At 62.1% G+C, this 17,940-nt stretch carries 16 protein-coding genes; 2 read left to right on the forward strand and 14 right to left on the reverse strand.

Going from position 1 to position 17,940, the window contains the following annotated elements:
- Positions 1 to 21 precede the first annotated feature (21 nt).
- The 4 genes from nudB to KY495_RS05945 are packed head-to-tail and all read right to left on the reverse strand — an operon-like array spanning position 22 to position 3,315.
- On the reverse strand, positions 22 to 483 hold the full coding sequence (gene nudB / locus KY495_RS05930; RefSeq protein WP_219882795.1) for a dihydroneopterin triphosphate diphosphatase: 462 nt from the start codon (positions 481 to 483) through the stop codon (positions 22 to 24).
- A gap of 52 nt (positions 484 to 535) precedes the next feature.
- Positions 536 to 2,335: an aspartate--tRNA ligase gene (gene aspS, locus KY495_RS05935; protein WP_219884128.1), complete on the reverse strand. Its 1,800-nt coding sequence runs from the start codon at positions 2,333 to 2,335 to the stop codon at positions 536 to 538.
- A 30-nt stretch (positions 2,336 to 2,365) separates the two neighbouring features.
- On the reverse strand, positions 2,366 to 2,968 hold the full coding sequence (locus tag KY495_RS05940) for a DUF502 domain-containing protein (RefSeq protein ID WP_219882796.1): 603 nt from the start codon (positions 2,966 to 2,968) through the stop codon (positions 2,366 to 2,368).
- Between the two features lie 35 nt (positions 2,969 to 3,003).
- Positions 3,004 to 3,315 (reverse strand): FmdB family zinc ribbon protein, encoded by a 312-nt coding sequence (locus tag KY495_RS05945; protein WP_219882797.1) that lies wholly within the window; start codon positions 3,313 to 3,315, stop codon positions 3,004 to 3,006.
- Between the two features lie 162 nt (positions 3,316 to 3,477).
- Between KY495_RS05945 and KY495_RS05950 the strand changes: the two genes are divergently transcribed.
- Positions 3,478 to 4,395, forward strand: a complete 918-nt coding sequence (locus tag KY495_RS05950) for a peptidylprolyl isomerase (RefSeq protein ID WP_219882798.1) — start codon at positions 3,478 to 3,480, stop codon at positions 4,393 to 4,395.
- A 280-nt stretch (positions 4,396 to 4,675) separates the two neighbouring features.
- On the opposite strand, the gene KY495_RS05955 is transcribed toward KY495_RS05950, so the two are convergent.
- The 10 genes from KY495_RS05955 to KY495_RS06000 form a co-directional block, all read right to left on the reverse strand.
- Positions 4,676 to 5,290, reverse strand: coding sequence for a methyltransferase domain-containing protein (locus tag KY495_RS05955; RefSeq protein ID WP_219882799.1), 615 nt, complete (start codon positions 5,288 to 5,290; stop codon positions 4,676 to 4,678).
- Between the two features lie 3 nt (positions 5,291 to 5,293).
- Entirely contained in the window at positions 5,294 to 6,859 is a 1,566-nt protein-coding gene (gene ubiB, locus KY495_RS05960) for a ubiquinone biosynthesis regulatory protein kinase UbiB (RefSeq protein ID WP_219882800.1), read from the reverse strand.
- Entirely contained in the window at positions 6,859 to 7,551 is a 693-nt protein-coding gene (locus tag KY495_RS05965) for an SCP2 domain-containing protein (protein WP_219882801.1), read from the reverse strand. The genes ubiB and KY495_RS05965 overlap by 1 nt, the downstream gene beginning before the upstream one ends.
- Positions 7,552 to 7,656: 105 nt before the next feature.
- On the reverse strand, positions 7,657 to 8,484 hold the full coding sequence (locus KY495_RS05970) for a Tim44 domain-containing protein (RefSeq protein WP_219882802.1): 828 nt from the start codon (positions 8,482 to 8,484) through the stop codon (positions 7,657 to 7,659).
- Positions 8,485 to 8,511: 27 nt separating this feature from the next.
- A complete protein-coding gene (ubiE, locus tag KY495_RS05975; protein WP_219882803.1) occupies positions 8,512 to 9,246 on the reverse strand; it encodes a bifunctional demethylmenaquinone methyltransferase/2-methoxy-6-polyprenyl-1,4-benzoquinol methylase UbiE in 735 nt (244 codons plus the stop codon).
- A gap of 93 nt (positions 9,247 to 9,339) precedes the next feature.
- The gene (locus tag KY495_RS05980) at positions 9,340 to 10,014 is read right to left on the reverse strand and encodes a hypothetical protein (protein WP_219882804.1); all 675 of its coding nucleotides are present in this window, start codon (positions 10,012 to 10,014) and stop codon (positions 9,340 to 9,342) included.
- A 76-nt stretch (positions 10,015 to 10,090) separates the two neighbouring features.
- Positions 10,091 to 10,507 carry a gamma-butyrobetaine hydroxylase-like domain-containing protein gene (locus tag KY495_RS05985; RefSeq protein WP_219882805.1) on the reverse strand — a complete coding sequence of 139 codons (417 nt, stop codon included), beginning with the start codon at positions 10,505 to 10,507 and terminating at the stop codon, positions 10,091 to 10,093.
- 1 nt (position 10,508) lies between these two features.
- Positions 10,509 to 10,925: an HIT family protein gene (locus KY495_RS05990; protein ID WP_219882806.1), complete on the reverse strand. Its 417-nt coding sequence runs from the start codon at positions 10,923 to 10,925 to the stop codon at positions 10,509 to 10,511.
- Entirely contained in the window at positions 10,922 to 14,950 is a 4,029-nt protein-coding gene (locus tag KY495_RS05995) for an FAD/FMN-binding oxidoreductase (RefSeq protein ID WP_219882807.1), read from the reverse strand. Before KY495_RS05995 ends, KY495_RS05990 begins: the two co-directional genes overlap by 4 nt.
- A 695-nt stretch (positions 14,951 to 15,645) precedes the next feature.
- Positions 15,646 to 16,140, reverse strand: coding sequence for a YqaA family protein (locus tag KY495_RS06000; RefSeq protein ID WP_219882808.1), 495 nt, complete (start codon positions 16,138 to 16,140; stop codon positions 15,646 to 15,648).
- Between the two features lie 146 nt (positions 16,141 to 16,286).
- Here KY495_RS06000 and ilvA point away from each other — a divergent pair, with 146 nt between their 5' ends.
- Entirely contained in the window at positions 16,287 to 17,936 is a 1,650-nt protein-coding gene (gene ilvA, locus KY495_RS06005) for a threonine ammonia-lyase, biosynthetic (protein WP_374041007.1), read from the forward strand.
- Positions 17,937 to 17,940 lie beyond the last annotated feature (4 nt).

Raw genomic sequence — 17,940 nt, forward strand, 5'->3', positions numbered from 1 at the left:
ACCCGGCCGCGGCCAGCGGATTTACGGCGGCCCGATGGTGCCGGCCCGTTGCGGCAGCTGCAAGATCGCTTCCGCGTTGGAGGCCGAAAAGCAGCGGTCCGCCGCCTCCACATATGGCAGCCACGCATACTGCACATGCTCGCGCGGGCTGAGGATAATGGGAGTATCACGCGGCACACACACGCCGAACACGTTCTCGGTGTTGTACATCACGCCCGGACCATAGCGGTGGCGCCAGACCGGATAGATCTCATAGACATTCGACAGGTGCCAGTCGCTCAGCACAATGGTGCTGCCGTCGGCGATGATGCCGGTTTCCTCGCGCAGCTCGCGCGCGGCGGTTTCGATCAGGGGTTCGTCAGGTGTATCGATGGACCCGGTGACCGACTGCCAGAACCCGGGCCTGTCGGCGCGCTCGATGAGCAGCACCTCCAGCTCGGGCGAGTGGATCACGACCAGGACCGATTGAGGAATCTTGTACATGAAGGCTCCCGGGGCCGGCGCAGGACAGCACCGCCCCCGGGCATGGCCGTTTTCAGGAAACGACCTTTGGCTCGGCGTTGCGCAGGCGAATATGCAATTCGCGCAGCTGCTTCTCGTCCACTTCCGACGGTGCGTTGGTCAGCAGGCACTGGGCGCGCTGGGTCTTGGGGAACGCAATGACGTCGCGGATCGAGTCCGAACCGGTCATCATGGTCACGATGCGGTCCAGGCCAAAGGCCAGACCACCGTGCGGCGGCGCGCCGTACTGCAGGGCGTCGAGCAGGAAGCCGAACTTGAGCTGCGCTTCTTCAGCATCGATCTTGAGAGCGCGGAATACCTTGCTCTGCACTTCTTCGCGGTGAATACGGATCGACCCGCCGCCCAGTTCCCAGCCATTGAGAACCATGTCGTAGGCCTTGGCCAGGCAGGCACCCGGATTGGTCTCCAGCATGTCTTCGTGGCCGTCCTTCGGTGCCGTGAACGGATGGTGGGTCGCGGTCCAGCGGTCCGACTCTTCATCGTAGTCGAACATGGGGAAGTCGACCACCCACAGCGGGCTCCAGACGTCGTCGAACAGGCCGGCCTTTTTGCCGAAGTCGGAGTGGCCAATTTTCACGCGCAGCGCGCCCAGGGCGTCGTTGACGACCTTGGCCTTGTCGGCCCCAAAGAAAATCAGGTCGCCGTCTTCGGCGCCGGTCAGTTCCACGATCTTTGCCAGCACCTCCGCAGGCAGGAACTTGACGATCGGCGACTGCAGGCCTTCCGCGCCCTTGGCCTTCTCGTTGACCTTGATGTAAGCGAGGCCCTTGGCGCCGTAGATGGCCACGAACTGGGTGTAGGCATCGATTTCCGAACGGGGCATGTTGCCGCCCTGCGGTACCCGCATGCCAACCACGCGCCCTCCCGCCATGTTGGCGGCGGCGTTGAAGACCTTGAACTCGACCGACTTCATTTCTTCGGTCAGGTCGGTGAACTGCAGCTTGACGCGCATGTCCGGCTTGTCCGAACCGTACAGGCCCATGGCGGTGGCAAAGTCCATGACCGGGAACGGGTTGGGCAGGTCGATATCGAGGGTGTTCTTGAAGACGATACGGATCATGTCCTCGAACAGGTCGCGGATTTCCTGCTCGGTCAGGAACGAGGTTTCGCAGTCGATCTGGGTAAATTCCGGCTGGCGGTCGGCGCGCAGGTCTTCGTCGCGGAAGCACTTGGTGATCTGGTAGTAGCGGTCGAAGTTGGCCACCATCAGCAGCTGCTTGAACAACTGTGGCGACTGCGGCAGCGCGAAGAAGTTACCGGCGTTCACGCGCGACGGCACCAGGTAGTCGCGCGCGCCTTCGGGCGTGGACTTGGTGAGCATGGGCGTTTCGATGTCGATAAAGCCCAGCTGGTCGAGGTATTTGCGTACTTCCATGGTGACCTTGTAGCGCAGGCGCAGGTTGTTCTGCATTTGCGGACGGCGCAGGTCGAGCACGCGGTGGGTCAGGCGCGTGGTTTCGGACAGGTTGTCGTCGTCCAGCTGGAACGGCACCGGCACCGAGGCGTTGAGCACTTCCAGTTCGGTGGCAACGACTTCGATCTTGCCCGACTTGAGGTTGTTGTTGATGGTCGACTCGGTGCGGGCCGTGACCACGCCGGTGATGCGCAGGCAGTACTCGTTACGCACCGCTTCGGCCACCTTGAACATGTCTGCCTGGTCGGTATCGCAGACCACCTGCACCAGACCTTCGCGGTCGCGCAGGTCGATGAAAATCAGCTTGCCGTGGTCGCGGCGGCGATGCACCCAGCCGCACAGGCTGACGGTTTGGCCCAGCAGTTCTTCGGTGACGAGGCCGCAGTAGTTGGTACGCATGGAGGACATATTATTTTCAGTCTAGGTTAATTATTTGGTTGGCAGATGCTCGGGAGCGACAACGCCCATCGAGACAATATATTTGAGGGCGGCGTCGACCGACATGTCGAGTTCGATCACGCGGCTGCGCTCCATCATCAGGAAAAATCCGGACGTAGGGTTGGGCGTGGTGGGCACGTAGACACTCACGAAGTCGCCCGTCAGGTGGTTCTTGACGTCCCCGCCCGGCACCCCGGTGAGGAAACCGATGGTGTAGCTGTCGGCATGCGGATACGGCAGCAGCACGGCCTTGCGAAAGGCATTGCCGGACGACGAAAACAGCGTGTCCGAGACCTGCTTGACGCTGCCGTAGAGCGAGTTCACCACCGGAATGCGGTGCAGCAGGCGCTCCCACAGGCGCACCAGGTAGTTGCCGATCAGGTTGTTTGCCAGCAGGCCGGTCAGGAACACGATGGCAATGGTCAGCACCGTGCCCACGCCCTTGATGTGGTAGCCCCCAATGGTGGGGTTCTGCCATTGCTGGGGCAGCAAATACAGCGACTGGTCCATGGCGGTGATGATCGCATTGAGGACCCATACCGTAATGGCGAACGGGACCAGGATCAGCAAACCGGTGATGAAATATTTACGCATGTCGACTTTCGATGACGTGTCCAGCGGCCCCGGCTTCAATCGGAACCAGTGGCAGGCGCAGCCGCTGCCGGGGCGCTCGCGGCGCCATCCTTGGCCGCTGCCGGCGCGGCGGCCGCCGTCCCCGGTTCGGCCGGCGCCGGAGGCACCACGGTCGACGGCGCAGCCCCGCCACGGAAGTCAGTGGCGTACCAGCCCGTGCCCTTGAGCTGGAAGCCCGCGGCAGTTACTTGTTTCTTGAAAGCAGGCTTGGCGCAACTGGGGCAGACTGTCAGAACGGGGTCTGAAATTTTCTGCAGCACATCCTTGGCAAAACCGCATTCATCGCAGCGGTAGGCGTAAATCGGCATTGAATACTCCGCAAAAATCGTCAAAACCCTGAATTATAAGCCTTTTTTAAGCCCTCCAGCATAAAGTCAGCGCTACGGCTGATGCATTCCGCTGTCAAGCTGGTAAGATGCGCCCTGCTGCGTCGGCATGAGCCGGGCTAACTTAAAAAAAGGAAACTAACGATGTTGATGAAGTCTCGCGTTTTGATGGTTGGCGCCGCCTCTGTGCTGGCTCTGGCTGCCTGCACCAAAAAAGAAGCCACCACGGTGACCACGGCCGGTACCGCCAAGACCACCGCCACCGCCACCTCCAACGAAGTGGCAGCGACCGTGAACGGCACGCCGATCTACAAGGATACGGTCGATATCATGGTCAAGGAGCGCATGGCCCAGGGCCAGCCGGATTCGCCGGAATTGCGCAAGGCCATCATCGACAATCTGGCCATGCAGACGCTGGTGGCCAATGAAGCGGTCAAGAAGGGCCTGGACAAGCAGCCGGAAACAGCGCGCCAGATGGAGATGCTCAAGCAGTCGCTGCTGGCCCAGGCCTACGTGCAGGACTACATCAAGAACAATGCCGTGACCGACGAGATGGTCAAGGCGGAATACGACAAGATCAACGCCAAGGCCGGCGGCAGCGAGTACAAGGCGCGCCACATCCTGGTGGCCACCGAAGCGGAAGCCAAGGACATCATCGCCAAGCTGCAGAAAGACTTGAAGTCATTTGACAGCCTGGCCAAGTCCAAGTCGATGGATCCCGGCTCGAAGACCAATGGCGGCGACCTGGGCTGGTTTAACCCGGCCGGCATGGTGCCGGAATTTGGCGCCGCTGTGGCCAAGCTGGAAAAAGGCAAGTTCACCACGGAGCCGGTCAAGTCGCAGTTTGGCTACCACGTGATCGTGCTGGACGATTCGCGCCCGATCACCCCGCCGCCAATGGAACAGGTCAGCGACCAGGTCAAGCAGGGCCTGCAGCGCCAGAACCTGAAGGCCGTGTTTGACAAGATGAAGGCTGAAGCCAAAATTGACATCAAGGGCGAGCCAGCCGCGGCACCGGCACCGGCCGCGCCTGTCGCACCGGCACCAGCACCGGCCCAGTAATTCGGGCACGGCTGATCAAGCCCGCTTCGGCGGGCTTTTTTTATGCGCGTTCGTCATCATCTGCCACGTTTCCCCAGCTCGTCACCTTAGGCTAACAAGACTAGACTCGACTAACTGCACGGCTACAGGGGCGCAGGATGTTGACAGTAAACATACATCAGGCCAGGACACAACTTTCACCTTCGATCGCATTCTCTTGGCGCAGGCTACGGTAGAGGGCCTCACTTTGCTCTGCTCCCTGCCCGCACTGAACCCGGCGTAAGAAACCCCCGTCTGAACATCAGCCAGCGACGGGGCGACCATTGCGGCGCCAGACCTGCCAGCGCTCCTTGCCCGCGAAAACGGCAACCGAGTCGGACACCGCAACGTCTTCCACGCAATCGAAATGTGGCGCCATCAGTGTGCGCAACCGTTCCTGTGTGATGCCAAACGGCGGGCCCTTGGGCGCGTCATCAAGGAAAAAATAACCCGCCAGCAGAGCACCCGGCGCGAGCAACTCGGCCCAGCGCGCGGCGACCCGGTCCCACATGGCGCGCGGCAGCGCGCACAGGAAGGCGCGTTCATAGATCAGCTCCAGCGGCTGGGCGGACGTCCAGTGAAAGAAGTCTGCCTCGACCACGCGACTGTGCCAGGGCCCGACGGCGCGGCGGGCCGCGGCAACGGCCGCCAGCGAGAAATCGATGGCTACCGCATCCCACCCGGCCTGCGCCAGGTAAGCCAGCTCGTAGGCCGATCCGCAACCGGGAATGAGCGTGCGCAGTGGCCGCTGCTGGCTGTCGGCAAACGCGCGCAGCTGCTGCGGGACCCCGCCCCGGTCCCAGGGCGTGAATCCCTGCTCAAAGCGCTCATCCCAGAATCCTGGCGACAGCGGATCGCGGCTGGAAAACGCCGGCACGGATCAGCCGAGATACCAGCGCAGGTACACCTGCAGGCCAAGCACGGAAATACCGGCAGTGGCAATGAAGTACACGAAGAACGTCAGCATCCGGTTGGTCCTTTGCTGTTCGATGACGAGCAGGCGCAAAAGTTCATCGTTGACCGACGTCGGCTCGGCAGCCTGGCCGAGTGCCCGGTGAATCAGGCGCGGCAGCTGCGGAATGATGTGGGTATAGCGCGGCGCCTCGTCCTTGAGGCGCTCGATCATGCCCTGGATGCCCACCTGCTCGCCCATCCACCGTTCCAGGTAGGGCTTGGCCGTCTTCCACAGGTCAAGATCGGGATCAAGCTGGCGGCCCAGGCCTTCGATATTGAGCAGCGTCTTTTGCAGCAGCACCAGCTGGGGCTGGATTTCAACATTGAAGCGGCGCGAGGTCTGGAACAGGCGCAGCAGGATCTGGCCGAAGGAAATATCCTTGAGCGGGCGGTCAAAGATCGGTTCGCACGTGGCGCGCACGGCGGACTCCAGTTCGTCAACCCGTGTCTCGCGCGGGGCCCAGCCCGATTCAATGTGCGCCTCGGCTACGCGCTTGTAATCGCGGCGGAAAAAGGCGAGGAAGTTTTGTGACAGGTAATCCTTGTCAAAGTCGTTCAGCGTTCCCATGATGCCAAAGTCGAGGGCGATGTAGCGGCCCATCGTTGCCGGCGCCGTGGACACCAGGATATTCCCGGGATGCATGTCCGCATGGAAGAAGCCATCACGAAAGACTTGGGTGAAAAAAATTTCCACCCCATCGCTGGAAAGCTTTTTCAGGTCGACGCCGGCTGCCGCCAGGCGCTCGATTTGCGACACGGGAATGCCATGCATGCGCTCCATCACGATCACGCTGCTGGAGCAATAGTCCCAGTACATTTCCGGCACCATCAGCAGGTTGGACCCGGCAAAGTTGCGCCGCAGCTGGCTTGCATTGGCCGCTTCGCGCATCAGGTCCAGCTCGTCGTGCAGGTATTTATCGAACTCGGCCACCACCTCGCGCGGCTTGAGCCGCTTGCTGTCGGACCAGATGCGGCCGATCCAGTCAGCAGCAATGTGCATCAGCGCCACGTCTTCGTCGATCAGCTTTTTCATGCCGGGACGCAGTACCTTGACCGCCACTTCCGTGCCATTTTTCAAGGTTGCAAAGTGCACCTGGGCGATGGAAGCGGACGCCACCGGGGTGCGCTCAAAGGTGGCAAACAAGTCGTCCGGATGGGCGCGCAGAGACTTGGTGATCTGGGCAATAGCCAGCTCGGACGGGAATGGCGGCACGCGGTCCTGCAGCCGGGCCAGCTCGTCGGCCATATCGGGCGGAATCAGATCGCGTCTTGTCGACAGGACCTGGCCGAACTTGACGAAAATCGGACCCAGCTCTTCGAGCGCCATGCGCAGGCGCTCGCCGCGCGGGGCGGAAATGTCGCGCCAGAAAATGACGGTGTCGATCAGCTTGGCGGTACGGGGAACCTTGAGGCCGGAAATGGCGATCTCGTCGAGGCCGTATTTGGTGGCCACGCGCAAGATTTTGAGCAGGCGCTTGAATTTCAATATCATCAAAGGTCCAGATGTTGTTGTCCGGCCTTGCCGGTAGTCGTGTCAGTGGCCGCGCCGGGGGCAGTGCCGGGCGCCGCCTTGGGAGCGAGCAGCTTGTCGAGCCGGGCGATGCGCTTGGCGGTGCGCTCCACGTCGTCGCGCAGGCGGCTCACTTCGCCGCCAAATTCCTCCACCATGGCCGGCCGTACCAGCAGCGGTTGCTCGTCAATAAAATATTCGGCCACGTTCTCGGCCAATTTGCGCTGGGTGGCACGCGCTGCATCGACCACTCCGCGCGCGCCGCCCACCAGCCGGCTGGCGGCCATGGGGCCGATGAAACGCTCCAGGTCGTGCTCGGCTTCCCAGCGCAAGCCCTTGCTCAGCTGCGAGATGGTATTGGCAAACTCGGCGTCGCCTTCGATCTTAACGTAGGAAAACGCACGCTCGCGTTGTTGCGCCATCAATGGCAAGTCAGCCAGCTTGAAGCGGATCGTCACGTTCGCCACCGTGTCGGCCTGGCTTGCCTCCACCATGCCGCCCGCGGCTACGCGCAGGCGCACGCTCAGGGTGCCGGCATCGATCACCGCCTCCTTGCCTGCATGCATGGCCAGCGCATCCCGGGCCCAGGCTTCCTGGGCCAGCAAGTGATTGATGGCGGCGACAACGGGCGCGAGAACGGCGGACTGCGGCGTGAACGGTATGGAAGATGGCATGGGTTGGCTACGCTAAAAAAACAAAACCGCCCGGGATGCGGGCGGTTCGATCTTACCAGTTTGCCGGGTACATTTCCGACAGCACAAACACTTTCCTGAAGATTATTAGGAAAGCTGCTGGATTCCCGCCAGCAGCCAGCCCGAGCTGCCATCCAGCGGCTTGGCCAGGTTCCACACTTCCGCAAACGGCTCGGCCATGGCGTTGGGGGTGGACTTGATCATGCCATTGAACTTGACGCTGGCCAGGTAATGGTCGCCCATGGTTTCGATGCCCAGCATTTCCGCGCTGATGGACACCACTTCGGTCTGGTCCGGGCTGGGCCCCTTGGCCTGCACCTGTACCGACAATTCGGCAAACACCTGGGGCGTGGTGAACTTTTGCAGGTCAGTCGTATCAGCCTTGTCCCAGGCTGCCTGCATGCGCACAAAGCTCGACTTGGACTGGCGCAGGAAGGTTTCCATGTCGAAGTCGGTCGGGCCGCCCCACTTGGGTGGCGGTGGCGCAGCTGGCGCCGGAGCCGGCCTGGTGGCGGGGTTGGGTGCGGGTTTGAGGGCTGCCTTGGGCACGGCATTGGCTGGCGGCTTGGGCGCGGCCGTCTTGGGCGCGGCCGCAGGCTGCTTCGGTGGCAGCGGCTGGGTCTTGTTAGCCGGCAACGATGGATTGGCCGGGGTATCCTTGTTCTTGACCATGCGATACACGAACAGGCTGGCGCCGGCGATGATGACCACCATCAGTCCGCTGGCGACAAGTCCGGCCGCGTCCGGGCTCAGGCCCATGCTGGTCAGCAGGCCGCCCAGACCCAGGCCCAGCAGCGGCCCGCCGAAGGTGCTTGACACGGGCGCCGCCGTGGCCGCCGCCGCATCCAGCATCACCAGCATCGAGGACATGGTGATCAAGGTACTGCCATAACTTCTGCTCAACTTCTTGCTCATATTATTTTTCCTTTGAAAGCGGGACGCTTACAGCTTGATGCCGGTGTGCAGGGCGGCAACGCCGGCCGTCAGATTGAAGTACTGCACGCGCTCGAGGCCGGCCGTTTCCATCATGGTCTTCAGGGTCTCCTGGTCAGGATGCATGCGGATGGATTCGGCCAGGTAGCGATAGCTGTCGGCGTCGCCGGCAATTTTCTGGCCCAGCCACGGCAGCACCGAGAAGGAGTACACGTCATACGGTTTCTGCAGGGGCGCGGCCACCTTGGAAAACTCCAGCACCAGCAGCTTGCCGCCCGGCTTGAGCACGCGGTGCATTTCGGACAGGGCCTGGTCCTTGTGGGTCATGTTGCGCAGGCCAAAGGCCACGCTCACGCGGTCAAAGTAATTGTCGGGAAATGGCAGCTTTTCGGCATCGCACAGCATGGTCGGCGTGACCAGGCCGGCATTGAGCAGGCGGTCGCGGCCCACGCGCAGCATGGATTCGTTGATATCGGTAAGCCACACTTCGCCCGTCTTGCCCGCCTGTTTGGCAAAGGCCTTGGCCAGGTCGCCCGTGCCGCCCGCGATATCGAGCACCTTGAAGCCTGGCCGCACGCCGGCGTTGGCGATGGTGAACGTCTTCCATAGCCGGTGCAAACCGCCCGACATCAGGTCATTCATGACATCGTATTTGGATGCGACCGAGTGGAAAACCTTGGCCACCTCGTGGACTTTGTCGTCCTCCGAGACGGTCTTGTAGCCGAAATGAGTGCTGTTGGTCATAGTGGTGACGTCGTTTGAACTGCATGCATTATACAAGCGACATCGTTAACCCGGCGCGCAGGCGGCACCGGGTTTTTCCACTACGCCGGCAGGCTAGGGCTCCTTGACGTAGCGGCCGCGTATGGCAGTGTCCCCGGTTGGTACCAGGGCGCCTTTTTCCCGCTTCAGCTCCATACTCGCAAAGCCATTTTGCAAGACCTGGGGATTGGAGACAGCGAAAGCGGCGATGCGCGCTTTGCTGCGCGCAGCCGGGACATCCATCCACTGATACTGGCCGCTGGTGCCCTTGGGCCGCAGGCCGGCGCGCGCCCAGGTCTCGCTGGCGGGCATGTCGACGATGGCGTCGCCATTGGGCAAGGATGTGGCGGTGGCCGATTTGCCGGACTTCGCTTCAAAGCGCACCTCCACATCCGCTACCGGCCCCTGATGCGGCACGCCCACCACGGCCACCCACACGCCCGGCTTGGGCTGCTTCTTGAAGGTCAGCTCTTGTTCCGTGAACGGGCGGAACTTGACCGGTTCCCGGCGCGACGTCAGCAACACGTTCTGACCCTTGACTTCCCATACCCCGGCGCTGGCCAGGTCCTGGTTGCCGTAACTCATCATCCACTGGTACGTGCCATCCTTGTGCAGCGCCAGCAGGGACCCGACCTCCGTGGCGCCCTGGAGCGAGTAATTGCCAACCAGGGCGGCTTTGTCAGGCGCGGCGTGCGAAGCCGGTGAGAACAGGCAGAGCGAAAGCAGAGCGGTACGGAGCAGTGCACGCATGGAACCTCCTCGGGTCATTGTGCCAATTTGGCAATGTAGCCATATTAGCACCGCCACACGGGAGGTCAATGCACAATCAATGATTGTGGCCGCAACCTTTTGCCGCCGTGGCGCCGCCGGCCAGCACGGCGCCCGGCGCCCGGCCGCTGTCGCCTTCAAATCCGGCTGCCTGCAGGCGGGCAAGATAGTCGGCCCACAGCGTGGCCTGCTCGCTGCCGAGCTTGTAGAGGTAATCCCAGGAATACAGGCCCGTGTTGTGGCCGTCGGAGAAAGTGGGCTGGATCGCGTAGTTACCGACCGGCTCCACACCCGTGATCCCCACCTCGCGCTTGCCGACCTGGAGCACTTCCTGTCCCTGGCCGTGGCCGCGCACCTGCGCCGATGGCGAAAACACGCGCAGATATTCGAAAGGCAGAGAAAATTCGCGGCCATCGTCAAAGGCGATATCGAGCACGCGCGACTTCTGGTGGACGGTCAGGGCAGTAGGATTCAATTCAGGCTCCGAAGCGGCGCACGATGGCCGTTCTCAGTTGGGGCAGCAGCGCGCGGCGCTGCGCCAGGATGGCGTCGCCGGTGGTGCGGGCTGCTGCGGCCCACACCGGCGCAGGAAAGTGCGCATCGTCGGCAAAGCGCGGGATCACGTGCCAGTGCAGGTGCGGTACCACGTTGCCCAGGCTTGCCACATTGACCTTCAGCGGCTGCATCGTTTCGCGCAGCGCCTCTTCCACCTTCCACACGGCGTCATTGAGCAGCAGGCGGTCGTCCTGCGCCAGGTCGCTCATTTCCTTGATATGGTCGTGCCAGATCACCCGGCAAAAACCGGGATAGGCCGCGTCGTCCACCAGGATGACCGCGAATTTATCGTTGCGCCAGACCGGTTCGATCGCCAGATGACACAGCTCGCAGGTCATACCAGCACCCGCTCGATGCCGCCGCTGTTGGCACGGGCCACATATTCCGGCAGCCAGTTCTCGCCCAGCAGGTGGCGCGCGATCTCGATCACGATATAGTCTGCCGTGGTGCCGGCATCATCGTTGTAGCGCGACAGGCCCTGCAGGCATGACGGGCAGCTGGTCAGGATCTTGACGTCGCCGGTAAAGCCGTCGGCGCGCAGCTTGTCGGCCCCCTTCTCCATTTCGCCTTCCTTGCGAAAGCGCACCTGGGTCGCGATGTCGGGGCGCGACACGCCAAAGGTGCCGGACTCGCCGCAGCAGCGGTCATTCTTTTCGATCTTCACGTTATCCACCGTCGACACCAGCGCGTTGACCGTCTTGACCGAATCCTGCAGCTTCATCGGATTGTGGCAAGGCTCGTGATACATGTAGCGCGTGCCGTTGACGCCTTCGAGCTTGACGCCCTTTTCGAGTAGGTATTCGTGGATGTCCATGATGCGGCAGCCCGGGAAAATCTTCTCGAATTCATAGGTTGCCAGCTGGTCGTAGCAAGTGCCGCAGGAGACCAGCACCGTCTTGATGTCCAGGTAGTTGAGCGTGTTGGCCATGCGATGGAACAGCACGCGGTTATCCGTCATCATCTTGTCGGCCTTGTCGTACTGGCCGGCGCCGCGCTGCGGATAGCCGCAGCACAGGTAACCCGGCGGCAGCACGGTCTGCACGCCCACTTCCCACAGCATGGCCTGCGTGGCCAGGCCCACCTGCGAGAACAATCGCTCGGAGCCGCAGCCCGGGAAGTAGAACACCGCTTCCGTATCGGCCGTGGTCAGCTTGGGATTGCGGATGATCGGAATGACCTTGTCGTCCTCGATATCGAGCAGCGCGCGGGCCGTCTTCTTGGGCAGGTTACCGGGCATCTTCTTGTTGATGAAGTGGATCACCTGCTCGCGCACCGGCGGCTTGCCCGTGCTTGGCGGCGGCGCCTTGGTCTGCTTTTTCGCCAGCTGGCGGAACACGCGGTTGCCAAAGCGCTGGGCCTTGAAGCCCCAGCCGGCCATCACCTGGCGCGTGGCGTTGATGGTGGTCGGATCGGTCGCATTGAGGAAGAACATGGCCGCCTTGTTGGCCGGCTTGAAGGACTTCTTGTTCATCTTGCGCAGCAGGTTGCGCATGTTCATGGACACGTCGCCAAAGTCGATATTGACCGGGCACGGCGTGACGCACTTGTGGCATACCGTGCAGTGATCGGCCACGTCCTCGAACTCTTCCCAGTGCTTGATGGAGACGCCGCGGCGGGTCTGCTCTTCGTACAGGAAGGCTTCGATCAGGGCGGAGGTGGCAAGGATCTTGTCGCGCGGCGAATACAGCAGATTGGCGCGCGGGACATGCGTGGTGCAGACCGGCTTGCACTTGCCGCAGCGCAGGCAGTCCTTGATGCTGTTGGCGATCTCGCCAATGTCGCTTTGCTGCATGATCAGCGACTCGTGCCCCATCAGGCCGAACGATGGCGTGTAGGCGTTGCGCAGGTCGGCCTCGTATTCGGGCAGGTTCAGGAGCTTGCCCTTGTTGAAGCGGCCCTCCGGATCGATGCGCAGCTTGTAGTCGCGGAAGTCGCCGATTTCTTCCTCGGTCAGAAATTCCAGCTTGGTGATGCCGATGCCATGCTCGCCCGAGATGACGCCATCGAGCGAACGTGCCAGCTTCATGATGCGGCCCACGGCTTCGTGGGCATCCTGCAGCATGGCGTAGTCGTCGGAGTTGACCGGCAGGTTGGTGTGCACGTTGCCGTCGCCGGCGTGCATGTGCAGCGCCACGAACACGCGCGAACGCAGCACGCGCTGGTGGCGCGCCGATATCTCGTCGAGAATCAGCTTGAACGCCCCGCCGTTGAAGATCTGGCGCATCTGGGCGCGCACTTCCAGCTTCCACGAGATGCGTACCGTACGGTCCTGAACCACATCGAACAGGGTGGCATCGGGCTGCTGCGCCAGGCGCGCATCGAACACGACGTCGAGGCGCTGCAGGCCCAGTGCGTACAGGCGTTCCCTGGCCTCGGCCAGGGGCATGTCCAGGTTGGCCAGGATGAAGGTCCAGCGCGCACGCGTGGTGGCCAGCACTTCCTGCGCCTGCGGTACGCGGTCGCCCAGCATTTCCTGGTCGCCGATGCCCTCGCCCGCCGCGTCATCGCTTTTCGCGACCGGCAGATGGCCGGCGGCAAAGAAGTCGATCATCTGGTCGGCGAACTGCAGCTTGTTCTTGATCGACAGCTCGATGTTGATGCGCTCGATGCCGTCGGTGTACTCGCCCATGCGATTGAGCGGGATGACCACGTCTTCATTGATCTTGAAGGCGTTGGTGTGCTTGGCGATGGCTGCGGTGCGGGCGCGATCGAGCCAGAACTTCTTGCGCGCCTCGGCGCTGACGGCGACAAAGCCTTCGCCCACGCGCGTGTTCGCAATGCGCACCACCTCCGACGCGGCCTGCGCCACGGCGTTTTCATCATCGCCCACGATGTCGCCGAACAGCGCCATCTTGGGCAGCACGCCGCGCTTGGACTTGGTGGCGTAACCGACGGCGCGCAGATAACGCTCGTCCAGGTGCTCCAGGCCGGCCAGGCGGATCGTGGCAAAAGCGGGGCCGCCCTTGGCCGGCAGACCGTCGAGGTAATCCTTGATTTCCACGATCGATGGAATGGCGTCGCGCGCCTGGCCGAAGAACTCCAGGCATACCGTGCGCGCATGCGCCGGCAGCTTGTGCAAGATCCAGCGGGCCGAGGTGATCAGGCCATCGCAACCTTCCTTCTGGATGCCGGGCAGGCCGGAGAGGAACTTGTCGGTGACGTCCTTGCCCAGGCCTTCCTTGCGAAAGCGCTTGCCTTCAACGACCAGCATTTCAGTCTTGAACGGTGCATCTTTCGCTTCGCCGCGTGCGTTGGGATGGGTCCATTCGAGCTTGAAGGTGGCGGTCGGCGCGTCGTGGATCTTCGACAGGTTGTGGCCGATGCGGGTTACTTCCAGCCAGTCGCCGTTGGGGTCGACCATCTTCCACGATGCCAGGTTGTCGAGCGCGGTGCCCCACAGGACCGCCTTCTTGCCACCGGCATTCATGGCGATGTTACCGCCGATGCAGGACGCTTCGGCCGAGGTGGGATCGACCGCGAACACGAAGCCCGCCTTGTCGGCCGCATCGGACACGCGCTTGGTGACCACGCCAGCGCCGGAATAGATGGTCGCGTATTCGCGGTCCACGCCGGGCAGCGTGACCATTTCCACTTCGCCCAGCTGGATCAGTTTTTCGGTATTGATCACGGCCGACATGGGCGTGAGCGGAATGGCGCCGCCGGTGTATCCGGTGCCGCCGCCGCGCGGGATGATCGTCAGGCCAAGCTCGATGCAGCCCTTGACCAGGCCTGCCATTTCATCTTCGGAGTCAGGCGTGAGGACCACGAAGGGATACTCGACGCGCCAGTCGGTGGCGTCGGTCACGTGCGACACGCGCTTCATGCCATCGAAGCGGATGTTGTGCTTTTCCGTATAGCGGCCCAAGACCTTCATGGTGCGCTTGCGCAGGTCCCAGGTGGTGCGGAACTCGTTGCCAAAGTCTTCCACGGCCTTGCTGGCGGCCTTGAGCAGCTTTTCCACGTTGGCGCTGCGGCGTTTTGCTTCTTCCGAATCGGGAGCGACGCCGTCGGCCGCGTCAATCGTCATGCGGCGCTTGTCCACTTCCGCCAGGCGGTGATGGAGCGCGTCGATCAGTTCCTGGCGGCGCTTAGGGTTATCCAGCATATCGTCCTGCAGGTACGGATTGCGCCGCACCACCCAGATATCGCCCAGCACCTCGTACAGCATGCGCGCTGAACGGCCGGTCTGGCGCGAGCCGCGCAATTCGTCGAGCAGCTCCCACGACGACTCGCCCAGCAGCCGGATCACGATTTCGCGGTCGGAGAAGGACGTGTAGTTATACGGGATTTCGCGCAGGCGGGTGGCTGCGTGGCCGTTCGGCGTATCCGCCAGCAAGGCGGTGATTTGTGCGGGGGCGTTCATGTGGTGTGGACTCGGTGGACTGACCCTGTGGGAGGTCCATTCTAGCGTATTGCGCTGCACAACGTTGCCCGGCGGGGCATTTCAACATAGACAGAAGCAATCATCCCGCCACCAATTATTTGCCTGACTATCCAATCGGTCGAACAAATTTTGCCATTTACCAATTTGACATCGTACTTATTTGCCTGATTTCATCGAAAGGCAAAGCTTGTACAGTATCCGGCTGCCAACATCACACACCTGCCCATCCACCGGATTAATTTCCTTATACCAGGGTCAGACCACTTAAACGAGGCGAAAACAATGTTTTGGGCGACACAATTGGTGTTCATGCCCCGGCGCCGCAGCGGCGGTAAGCATTCCTACCTCTCGACTCAGCCTTTTCCGCCAAGTGGTCTGACCACTGCGTCAGTCCCGCCCGTCCCCAAATTAATTTCCTTATACCAGGGTCAGACCACTTAAACGAGGCGAAAACAATGTTTTGGGCGACACAATTGGTGTTCATGCCCCGGCGCCGCAGCGGCGGTAAGCATTCCTACCTCTCGACTCAGCCTTTTCCGCCAAGTGGTCTGACCACTGCGTCAGTCCAAGTGGTCTGACCACTGCGTCAGTCCATTACGTCATGGCTTGCATGGTCGAAACTGGCGGGCAGGAGTGACAGTGTCGCGCCGCACTTAGCGCTACCTGCGCCCGTCTTAGCCACCCAGCAGACGCGCCAAGTCTTTCCAGAAACCGTCGGGGATATAAAGCAGCGCGGAGGTCATGGTGAGATAGCGCATGAATTTGCCGATGGCCATGTAGCCCACGCTGGGCCAGAACGGCAGGTGCAGCCAGCCGCCCAGCGTGCACAGAGGGTCGCCAATCCCGGGCAGCCACGACAGCAGCATGGTCTTGGCGCCATAGCGCGCCAGCCAGCCAAACCAGCGGCTTTCGCGCTCCTTGGCAAAAGCCTTTTTGGCGCGGTAGCCAATGAAGTAGTCGAGCGCCCCGCCAAGAGTGTTGCCGAGCGTTGCCACCAAAATCGCCGGCCAGAACATGGCGCTGTTGCCCTTCACGACCGCAAACACGGCCGGCTCCGATCCCAGCGGCACCAGGGTGGCCGACACGAATGAAATGACAAAGACGGAACTGAGCCCTACTGCTGGCGCCGAGAGCAGCTTGAGCAGCCACAGGACAGCGCTTTCAATCATGGCAAGGCACGTGCTGCACGGGCACGGCAAAAAACGGCATGGTTGAAGGGAATTTGAACATGGCTGCTTCGGTGGCAACAGGACCGGTCCATTATAATGAGGAAAATGTATAGCATCGACACGATTCGTCCCGCCCGCCACCCGGGCTGGCGCATCGCACTGCACGCCTCGGTCATCAGCCGACAATTCAGTCCAGCGTCAACAACATCGCGATCCGGCTACGCCGGCCCAAGAATCACATTGTTCAGCAGACTATGACTATCGACTACCTGAAGAAAATCCTGACCGCGCGCGTGTACGACGTGGCATCCGAAACGCCGCTGGAATTGGCGCCGCAGCTGTCGCAGCGCATTGAGAACCGCATTTACTTCAAGCGCGAGGACATGCAGGATGTCTTCAGCTTCAAGATTCGCGGCGCCTACAACAAGATGGCCAACCTGCCGCCGGCGCAGCTGAAGCGCGGTGTCATTTGCGCCTCCGCCGGCAACCACGCGCAGGGCGTGGCCATGTCGGCCGCGCGCCTTGGCTGCCGCGCCGTGATCGTCATGCCCACCACCACGCCAAGCGTGAAGGTCGATGCCGTCAAGTCCTTCGGCGGCGCGGCGGTGGAAGTGATCCTGCATGGCGACTCGTACACCGACGCCTACAACCACGCGCTCACGCTGGAAAAGGAGCAGAAGCTGGCCTTTGTCCATCCCTTCGACGACCCGGACGTGATCGCCGGCCAGGGCACCATCGGCATGGAGATCCTGCGCCAGCATTCGGGTCCGATCCACGCCATCTTTGTCGCCATTGGCGGCGGTGGCCTGATCAGCGGCGTGGCCACCTACGTCAAGCAGATCCGGCCCGACATCAAGATCATCGGGGTGCAGTCGTTGGATTCGGATGCCATGGCGCGCTCGATCAAGGCTGGCGAGCGCGTGACACTGCCGGACGTGGGCCTGTTCGCCGACGGCACCGCGGTGCGCCTGGTGGGCGAGGAAACCTTCCGGTTGGCGCGCCAGTACGTGGACGAAATCATCATCGTCGATACCGATGCCATCTGCGCTGCCATCAAGGACGTGTTCCAGGATACGCGCAGCATCCTGGAACCATCGGGCGCGCTGGCCGTGGCCGGTGCCAAGGCATACGTCGAGCGCTCTGCGCTGTCGAAAAACCCGGTGCGCAACGAGACGCTGATCGCGGTGGCGTGCGGGGCCAACATGAATTTCGACCGCCTGCGTTTCGTGGCCGAACGCGCGGAGCTGGGCGAAGCGCGCGAAGCGGTATTCGCGGTGACCATTCCCGAGCAGCGCGGCAGCTTCAAGCGCTTTTGCCAGCTGATTGGCCCGCGCAATGTCACCGAGTTTAATTACCGGGTGAGCGATGCGCGCGAGGCGCACGTGTTCGTCGGCGTGCAGATTGCCAGCCGCGGGGAGTCCGGCGTGCTGGCACGCACCTTTGAAGAGAATGACTTCAAGACGCTCGACCTCACCCACGATGAACTGGCCAAGCTTCACATCCGCCACCTGGTGGGCGGCAAAAGCGCGCTGGCACAGGACGAGCTGCTGTATCGTTTCGAGTTCCCCGAGCGGCCCGGCGCCCTGATGCGCTTTTTGGCCAGCATGGCGCCGAACTGGAATATCTCCCTGTTCCACTATCGTAACCAGGGCGGCGACGTCGGACGCATCCTGGTGGGCCTGCAAGTGCCGCCCGCCGAAATGGATGCCTTCCGCCTGTTCCTGACCACGCTCGGCTATCGCCACTGGGATGAGAGCGCCAATCCCGTGTACAAACTGTTCCTGGGCAATTCATAAGTCA

Origin of the sequence: Massilia sp. PAMC28688 (assembly GCF_019443445.1) — a bacterium.
In the GTDB taxonomy this organism is placed as follows: domain Bacteria; phylum Pseudomonadota; class Gammaproteobacteria; order Burkholderiales; family Burkholderiaceae_D; genus Telluria_A.